General features: G+C 38.7%; 4 protein-coding genes. 2 read left to right on the top strand and 2 right to left on the bottom strand.

What is annotated here, in order from left to right:
* The first annotated feature begins 429 nt into the window (after nucleotides 1-429).
* Nucleotides 430-978 (top strand): gamma carbonic anhydrase family protein, encoded by a 549-nt coding sequence (locus I6F53_RS19970; RefSeq protein ID WP_197240915.1) that lies wholly within the window; start codon nucleotides 430-432, stop codon nucleotides 976-978.
* Here I6F53_RS19970 and I6F53_RS19965 read toward each other — a convergent pair.
* The gene (locus I6F53_RS19965) at nucleotides 967-1,221 is read right to left on the bottom strand and encodes a DUF1488 family protein (RefSeq protein ID WP_197176803.1); all 255 of its coding nucleotides are present in this window, start codon (nucleotides 1,219-1,221) and stop codon (nucleotides 967-969) included. The two genes, I6F53_RS19970 and I6F53_RS19965, sit on opposite strands and share 12 nt — an antisense overlap.
* On the bottom strand, nucleotides 1,218-2,042 hold the full coding sequence (gene aroE, locus I6F53_RS19960; RefSeq protein WP_197240914.1) for a shikimate dehydrogenase: 825 nt from the start codon (nucleotides 2,040-2,042) through the stop codon (nucleotides 1,218-1,220). The genes I6F53_RS19965 and aroE overlap by 4 nt, the downstream gene beginning before the upstream one ends.
* A gap of 53 nt (nucleotides 2,043-2,095) precedes the next feature.
* On the opposite strand from aroE, the gene I6F53_RS19955 reads away from it, so the two are divergent.
* Nucleotides 2,096-2,533 carry a group II truncated hemoglobin gene (locus tag I6F53_RS19955; RefSeq protein WP_004335148.1) on the top strand — a complete coding sequence of 146 codons (438 nt, stop codon included), beginning with the start codon at nucleotides 2,096-2,098 and terminating at the stop codon, nucleotides 2,531-2,533.
* Nucleotides 2,534-2,646: the final 113 nt, after the last annotated feature.

Here is a 2,646-nt window from a genome sequence, read left to right as displayed (position 1 = left end):
TTGGCTGTTAGAACTCAATCTGTACGAGTGCCCACACAGATGATTGCTTTATATTGTTAAAGAACGTTTTGAGTCGCTTTAGCGCCTCAAGGGATGCGAATAATACACCCTTTATTTTTCGAGTCAACACTTAGTTTTAAACTTTCTTTCGACAATTTAAAACCGAAGTTTTATTTAACTCTCTGAGGTAGTTCGTGCCTCGCTATGCGTTGGCGTTTCCCGTCTCAGTGGGGTCGCATTATAGGGAGATCATATTTTTACGCAAGCACTTTTTTAAAGAAAAAGTAAAAAAAGATGCTGTTCGGTTAGTATCTGAACTAAACGCCCCGAAACTGATAGTTTTGTAACCAAACAGTGCACTGTATGGTACAAAAATCACCTTGCTGATACACTCAAATACTAATAATCATGATCTAAAAGGTACTAACTATGGCAATTCGTTCTTATAAAGGTGTTACTCCTTCATTTAATGCGTCTGTTTATGTTGATGATTCATCGGTTTTGGTTGGTAACATTACTTTAGGTGATAATAGTAGTGTGTGGCCGTTAGTAGCTGCACGTGGTGATGTTAACTATATACGTATTGGTGAGCGTACAAATATACAAGATGGCAGTGTATTGCATTTATCTCGTGCAACTAAAAGTAATCCTGATGGTTACCCACTTATTATAGGTGACGATGTAACTGTTGGTCATAAGGTAATGCTACACGGATGCGTACTAGGAGATCGTATACTTGTGGGTATGGGCGCTATTATTATGGACAACGTTGTTGTTGAAGACGATGTTATTATTGGAGGAGGTTCTTTGGTGCCTCCAAACAAGCGTTTAGAGTCTGGCTATTTATATGTAGGAAGCCCAGCTAAGCAAGCTCGCCCTCTTACAGAGCAAGAACTTGCCTTTTTAAAAATATCTGCCGATAACTACGTATCACTTAAAGATGAGTATTTAGCTGAAATCGCTAACTTAGAGCAATAAGCTTACTTCTATCTGACCTGCCGAGTTGTAACTTTCTTCTTCGATAAGCTCCTCGGCACGCTCTTCGTAATCAAAACGGTACTTTTCAAAATACTCTGTTGCATGGCTTTCGTCTGTTAATTTAAGTTTATTTACTTCTATTACACACTCCACCAGCATGCCACTAACTTGTGCAAAGAATACTAACTGATGATCGGGCTCTCTAAATTCTAGCCTATCTATAAATTGTATTGCTTGGTTCATTTAAGCGCCCCTTGTTTTAGTGCATCAACTACAGGAAGTATTTTTGGCATTTTATTGCGCCATACATAATAGGCTTGAGCAGCCTGGCCCACTAACATACCGCTGCCATCTAAAAGCTTAGCGTTAATATTATGCTGTGCAATCCAGTTCATAAAAATAGTATTTTGCAGTGAATAAAACATGTCATAAGCAACTTCACAATTAGTTATATGTTTTTCATCAAGTGCTGGAAGCTCATCATTCATACTGCTAGATGTAGAGTTTATAATTAGTGAGTAATCGCTTACTGGTAAATCATTAAAGCCAAAGCCAGATACAGGTCCGTATTGAGTAAATAGCTCTGCGAGTTCTTTAGCTTTTTGTGCTGTGCGATTAACGATTATTATTTCCTGAGGGTTATGCTCTAGCAAAGGTAAAATAACGCCTCGAGCTGCACCGCCCGCGCCAATAATTAAAATACGCTTGTTAGTTATAGCTACTTTATTAGCAAGTAAATCGTTAACAAAACCGATACCATCGGTGTTATCACCGAGTAATGTACCATCGTCTCGTTTTTTTAAGGTATTAACAGCCCCTACAATTTTAGCTAATGGCGTAAGCTCATCAGCCATTGCATAGGCTTGCTCTTTAAATGGCATTGTAACGTTAGCGCCAACACCACCTTGCTCAAAAAAAGACGATACTGTTTTTTCAAAGTTATCGATAGGTGCTAATATTGCGCGATATTCGATTTGCTCACCCAGTGATACAGCAAATTTTTTATGTATCGCGGGGGATTTTGAATGTTTAATTGGATTTCCAAAAACCGCATATTTGTCCATTTTAAAGCAACCTCTTTGCAGCTATACACTGCCTATTAACGATGATAAGTAATATGATTAAACGACTTTTTTCTAAATCTAAGCCAGCTCCCGAGCAACAGGCTCCTACTCCTGAAAAAACACCGTACGAAATAATAGGTGGAGAAAAAGGAGCGCGCGCTATTTCCAATCGATTCTACGACATAATGGAGTCAGATGAATACGCTAAACCGTTATATGATATGCATCCTCTGCCATTAGATCGAATTCGCCAAGTATTTTTTGAATTTTTATCTGGTTGGTTAGGCGGGCCAAACCTATTTACAGAAAAACATGGCCAGCCAATGCTACGTAAACGCCATATGCCTTTTACTGTAGATAAAGCATTGCGCGATCAATGGATGTATTGCATGAATAAAACGCTGGATATAGAAATAGACAACCCGTTGTTACGTGAAGGCTTAAAGCAATCATTCTCTCAACTAGCAACGCACATGATTAACCAGCATTAAATTTGTATTTAGCCACAATGCAAAAAGGCGCTAATTAGCTGTCTCTTGATCACAAGTCTGGCTCAAGAGATTTTGCTAAATCGTAGCCTTCCAGGATGGCTTGTAACTTAAGC

The organism is Pseudoalteromonas sp. SWN29, from assembly GCF_015864465.1.
GTDB lineage: Bacteria > Pseudomonadota > Gammaproteobacteria > Enterobacterales > Alteromonadaceae > Pseudoalteromonas.
Note: the sequence above shows the minus strand (reverse complement) of the source record. Positions and strands in the feature narration are given on the sequence as shown.